Annotated in this window: 5 protein-coding genes and 1 pseudogene; all 6 read right to left on the bottom strand. The window is 59.0% G+C overall.

Annotated elements, in window-relative coordinates; all coding sequences use genetic code 11:
* Nucleotides 1-389: pseudogene (locus A3754_RS20595) on the bottom strand (serine/threonine protein phosphatase); the annotation flags it as partial.
* Nucleotides 386-2,113, bottom strand: a complete 1,728-nt coding sequence (locus tag A3754_RS20590) for an alkaline phosphatase (protein WP_063521178.1) — start codon at nt 2,111-2,113, stop codon at nt 386-388. The pseudogene A3754_RS20595 and the gene A3754_RS20590, both read right to left, overlap by 4 nt.
* Nucleotides 2,114-2,298: 185 nt before the next feature.
* A complete protein-coding gene (gene bioD, locus A3754_RS20585; protein WP_063521177.1) occupies nt 2,299-2,943 on the bottom strand; it encodes a dethiobiotin synthase in 645 nt (214 codons plus the stop codon).
* A 109-nt stretch (nt 2,944-3,052) separates the two neighbouring features.
* A complete protein-coding gene (gene bioC, locus A3754_RS20580; protein ID WP_063521176.1) occupies nt 3,053-3,877 on the bottom strand; it encodes a malonyl-ACP O-methyltransferase BioC in 825 nt (274 codons plus the stop codon).
* Nucleotides 3,843-4,655: a pimeloyl-ACP methyl ester esterase BioH gene (bioH, locus tag A3754_RS20575; protein WP_063521175.1), complete on the bottom strand. Its 813-nt coding sequence runs from the start codon at nt 4,653-4,655 to the stop codon at nt 3,843-3,845. The genes bioC and bioH overlap by 35 nt, the downstream gene beginning before the upstream one ends.
* Before the next feature lie 74 nt (nt 4,656-4,729).
* A partial coding sequence (locus tag A3754_RS20570; RefSeq protein ID WP_063521174.1) for an aminotransferase class I/II-fold pyridoxal phosphate-dependent enzyme occupies nt 4,730-5,516 on the bottom strand: 787 nt, incomplete at its 5' end.

Genomic DNA, 5,516 nt, shown 5'->3' with positions numbered 1-5,516 from the left:
CTGGTGACCCCGGACTCATAAATGTTGTCGCCCAGCCCGACCACCAGATCGCACCCTGCAAAGGCCATGTCACCGACAAATTCATCCTTGCCGTCACAGACATCGGCTATCGCCTGCCCCACGGCATATTGACCGGCAGAGCCGCTACCGGAATCGCCGATCACAATAAAGCGTACCGCCGCTGGCGGGTTAGCGCCGGTTTCACCGCCGCCGCCCTCATCCGGCTCTCCGTCTCCTTCCCCTTCACCACCATCACCAGGGCCATTGGGCGTTTCCACATTGCCGCCATCGGCACCGGCATTCACGCCACCACCGGAGGAGCTTCCGCCACCACAGGCCGTCAGGGTAATCGCCGCCACCAGGGGTAACAGTTTCCAGTAAGCGTTCATGAGATCACCTCTTCAGTATTCAGCACGGGGGGATGGGAAAATGCGGTGCGCAACGTGCGCGGTCGGGATAATGGCTGATCTTCGATAATACGACTGTCGCCACTTTTTACCGTCACCACCTTGGTTTTTGTGTTATTGATCTGTCCACGCAAATCGTAGGACTCAATGCTTTGCGCATAATAGAACTCACCCTGGGCACGCTGGCGGGTGACGTCCACCAGAATGAAGCCGCGGGATTTGGCTTCCACATAACGGATATGCGGATTGGCCACGGGAATCGCCACGCCGGCAAGCTCTGCCACGCCTTCCGGAAAACCGGGGCTGGTCACCGCGGGGGTGACAAACTCCGCTGCTAACGCTTTATCAAAAAGATCACCCAACAGGGTGCCTGGATTGCGGTAAATTTCGCTGGCCCAGGAGGTGTGGATATCACCGGTGAGAATCACCACATTGTCGATATCGTTATCGTCGATGTGGTTCAGAATTTTCAACCGATCCGCCGCGTAGCCATCCCACTGATCCATGTTGATGGCAGACAGATTGCCGCGCAGTTGCACATGGCGTTCGCTCAGCGAAGGAATCTCGGCAATATTGAGTTGCGCAAACATCACCTGCTGGCCAATGAAACGCCACTGGCTGTTCGATTCACTCAAACTGTTGAGCAGAAAATCCATCTGCTGCTCACTGATCAGGTGTCGATCTTCGTCGTTACGGCCCGGATCGGCGGGTATGGTCAACTGCTCATCGCGACCTTCCAGCCGGGTATCCAGCATGGTCAGATCAATCAGGTCACCGAAGGCAAAGTTGCGGTAGATCACGCTGTGATTACCCGGCTCACGGGGGCGGATCGGCAACCATTCGAAATAGGCTTGCTGGGAAATCTGTTTGCGGGCAGTCCAGTCCCCTTCGGTCAGCGGGTCATGATTACCCGCCCCGTCACGGTAGCTGTTGTCGGTGGATTCGTGGTCATCCCAGACCGCAATCATCGGGAATTGCTGATGCACCGCTTGCAGATCTTCGTCGGTTTTATACTGCGCATGACGTTGGCGATAATCCGCCAGGGTGATCATTTCATGGGGAGGCTGCGGATCGCGCTCGGGGAACTCACCGTACTCACCGGCCCCGTACTCGTACAGGTAATCACCAAGGTGCAAGACAAAATCCAGATCCGCATGATTGGCCACGGCCCGGTAGACGGAGAAAAATCCGTAGGGATAGTTGGAGCAGGAAACCACCGCAAAGCGGGCCCGGTCGATAAAGGTTTCCGATGCGGGGAAGGTGCGTGTCCGGCCCACCGGCGAGCGCTGGTCACCCACCGAAAACTGATAGTAATACCAGCTGTCCGGTTGCAGACCGGTGGCATCCAGTTTCACGCAGTAGTCGCTGGACGCACTGGCGGTGGCGGTATAGCTGGCCACAGTCTGCTGCATGGCCAGGTCGCGGGCCACCGTAACAGTGACGGCCACATCCTCACCGCTATCCCGATCCACAGTGACGCGGGTCCAGAGAATGACCCGGTCAGACAGTGGATCCCCGGATGCCACACCGTGCAGAAACGAAACGCCAGGCAAGGCGTCCGGCGTATCCGGTTCGTCCGGCTGACTGGGTGTAGGCGTATTGGCCGGCGGCGCAGCTGAAGAGCTGCCACCCCCACCACAACCCGCCAGTGACAGCGCGCCACTCGCGCCCAGCGCCTGCACCAGGGTACGTCGTTTGCGATCCATGAAGATTCCCCCTAACCATAAAGGCCATCGCCCTACGGCAACAGCACGTCAAGATTAGGCAGGAAATTGCACGGAAACAGTGGGCCTTGGGTAGTCGCACTGTAGTGCTATGTAGCCCCCTGTAACCGCCCAGTTAAAGATGACAAAACGAGGAAAGTAGCAGGAAATTTCAGTGATTGTGCCGGTCAGACCAGCGCAAACGCCCCCGGCAAATGCTGACGCAGGGTGAGCAAATTTTCTTCCTGCACCGCCATCTCACCAAAACAATTGGCCATGGTGCCGGCGTACCGCAGGCCATCCTTTTCAATGGCCTCTGCGGTCAGCAAGGCGTGATTGATACACCCCAGCTTCATGCCAACAACCTGGATCACCGGCACGTCCAGCTCCTTTGCCAGCCCGGACAACATTTCCCGATCATTCAGCGGCACGCGCCAACCACCAGCCCCTTCAATCAATATCAGATCCGCCGGGTGGGCACTCAAGGCACCACGCACATATCCCGCAAGCCGGGAAAGGTTGATCGTTTTACCCTCCTGCTGCGCCGCGATATGCGGTGCGACCGGCGCCTTGAAGGCCACCGGGTTCACGGTTTCATAGGGCAGCTTCACCGAGCTGGCCGCCATCAACTGCAAGGCGTCTTCATTGCGCCAACCGTCAGGGGTTTCATCACAGCCCGCCGCAACCGGCTTGAGTCCATAGCAACTCAACCCGGCTTCCCGGGCCCGCTCCAACAAGCGACAGCTTACCCAGGTCTTGCCGACTTCGGTGTCGGTGCCGGTGACAAAGAAGATACCCTTGAGGGCGGGGAGCGGTGGTTTTTGATCGGACATATCTGTTTTCGTCTTCTGGTTTCAGGGGCTTGATCTGGATTACGCCGAGTTTCGAGTTTCGAAAAGAATAAAACGGTTTTGCCTTTCGCAACTCGCTCCTAGCGACTCGTTACTGTGTTTTTTCCGCTTCCAGAAACAACACATTCCAGGTTAGCGGCAAACCCTGTTCTGTTCGCCGGGTTTCGTATTCTTTCACCATGGCCTGCCAGGCATTTTTGCCGGTAAGACCGGAGGCGCCGCTGACATGATCCGCGCCGGTGGCCTTCAGGCGGCGAGCGATGGCCTTGACCGAATCGTAATATTCCACCATCACCTGTTGCTGCAACTCTGCATCAACAAAGCCCGCCAGCAGGGCGGCGCTCTGCCAGTCGTCAAAACCCGGCAAGGCATTCACGTGGGGGCGGCGATTAACCGCCTGCCAGCTCTGCTGCAATTCCTGCAGGGAACCTGCCAACGGCACCGCCAGCAACAAGCGTCCGCCAGGGGACAGCACCCGGCTAACCTCTTTCAGGACCGCATGGAGATCACACCATTGCAGGGCAAAGCAACTGAATACCAACCCCTGGGAGGTATCGCTTACTGGCAACTGTTCCGCATCCGCACAGAGAGGCAGATAGCGCTCATTAAACCGCCCACGTTCTGCAGCTTCGTGCAGCATGGCACGCGACAGGTCCACCGCCTGCCAATGAGCCTCCGGCAACACCTGCTGCTGGGCCCGGGCAAAAGGTGCCGTGGCGCATCCCAGGTCCAGCGCCGCATTCACCCGCAACCGTTGCGGCAACCGCTGCACCAGCGAACGCCCCACTGCCAGCTGCAAAATGGCATGCTCGTCATAGCTGCGCGCCGCCCGGCTGAAGTGGTCGCTGACCGCATGTTTATCCAGAGCGGACGCAGCCATCTCAAGCGACCAGTTGATATTCGCGATAGAAGTCATAAACCGCTCTCGTAAACGTCTCCGGTGCCGACAGGAAAGGCACATGAGCCACCTGCTCAATCAAGGCAGTGCGGCCGCTGTGAATCAGTGGTTCACTGGCGGTCATGGCCGCCGCCGGGACGATATGATCGTTCTCGCCAAAAACCATCAACACCGGCATGGCCAGTTCCGGCAACACGGTTCGCATGTCTGCCTCGCGCAGAATGTCGAGACCGCTGCGCAAGGCTTTCGGCGCGGGCAATCCACAGAAATAAAGGATTTCCTTAAGCCGCGCCGTATCCTCGCGCATGGCCGCACTACCCTTGCAGTTTAATGCGAGAAAACGCACCAACGTGCCTTCATTATCTTCGTCGAACATTTCCGCAAACTTGCCAAGAATGTCCGGCCGCATGGCCGTATCCCAGCCCTCACCGGCCGTAAACCGCGGCGAGGTAGCCACCGTGACTACCGACTGCACCCTTTGCGCGGCTTTGTCGGCCATGGCCAACGCCACCAGCCCGCCCAGCGACCAACCCAGCACGTGGGCCTTGTCGGGCATGATCGCCAGCACTTCATCGGCGAGAAAATCCAGGGTGTAGTCCCCGCTGGGCATGGGGCTCTGCCCCATACCGGGCAGGTCCACCACGGTGACCCGGAACCGTTCCAGCAAGGCCGGCACAATGTCGTCAAAGACAATGGCATGCAGTCCCCAGCCATGAATCAGAACGATGTCCTGCGCCTCGTCATCATTCACACCCGTGGCTTTGTAGGTATTGTGAAAGGGAATCAGTTTGGGCATGGAAATTCCTTTGGTCATAGGTCTGACGTCGGTAGCCTGACGACAGAAACAAAACAGGCAGGCATTTTGGGGCGTCAGACGTCCGGCTTTCGGCGTCCGACCTGATCCAGCGCCAGCAGCAGTGCATCCACATCCTTAAGCTCATGGGCGGCCGACAGTGTCACCCGCAAGCGCGCTTCGCCTTCCGGCACCGTGGGCGGACGAATGGCCGTGATCAACAGCCCCTTTTCCCGGAGCGCACCACTGAGCGCCATGGCCTCGGCATCACTGCCGATCAGTAGTGGCTGGATCGGTGTGCGCGACGGCATCAGGGTGTAGCCCAGTTCACTGGCACCCTGTCGAAAACGGGCAATCAGTTCTGCCAGCTTCTCCCTGCGCCAGTTTTCCTCACGGGATTTGTGGAGACTGACCCGTGTGGCCGCCGCCACCGCGGCCGGCATGGCGGTGGTATAGATAAACGTGCGGGCAAACTGTATCAGGGTTTCGATCAAGTCATGGCTGCCAGCCACAAAAGCGCCGCCAGTACCCAGCCCCTTGCCAAGCGTTGCCATGAGGATCTGGGTACGCGGGTTAACGCCCTGGGCAAACAAGGACCCGCGTCCCTGCGGGTCGAGCACGCCAAGGCCGTGGGCATCGTCCACCATCAGCCAGGCATCGTGAGCTTCGCAGGCATCGGCGTAGGCCGCCAGCGGCGCTTCATCACCATCCATGCTGAAGATGCCATCGGCCACCACCAGTTTGCGACGGGCATCGCTACGCTGCAGCTGACGGCTCAAGGCATCGGCATCATTGTGGGCAAAGCGCCGGAAGCGGGCGCCGCTGAGCAGGCCGCCGTCCAGTAGCGAAGCATGATTGAGGCGA

The sequence above is a fragment of the Alcanivorax sp. HI0083 genome (genome assembly GCF_001635175.1).
Note: the sequence above shows the minus strand (reverse complement) of the source record. Positions and strands in the feature narration are given on the sequence as shown.

What these genes read in the sequence shown, in the direction of transcription:
- A3754_RS20590 (WP_063521178.1), bottom strand. Translation starts at nt 2,113, where the DNA reads ATGGATCGCAAACGACGTACCCTGGTGCAGGCGCTGGGCGCGAGTGGC.
- bioD (WP_063521177.1), bottom strand. Translation starts at nt 2,943, where the DNA reads ATGTCCGATCAAAAACCACCGCTCCCCGCCCTCAAGGGTATCTTCTTT.
- bioH (WP_063521175.1), bottom strand. Translation starts at nt 4,655, where the DNA reads ATGCCCAAACTGATTCCCTTTCACAATACCTACAAAGCCACGGGTGTG.
- bioC (WP_063521176.1), bottom strand. Translation starts at nt 3,877, where the DNA reads ATGACTTCTATCGCGAATATCAACTGGTCGCTTGAGATGGCTGCGTCC.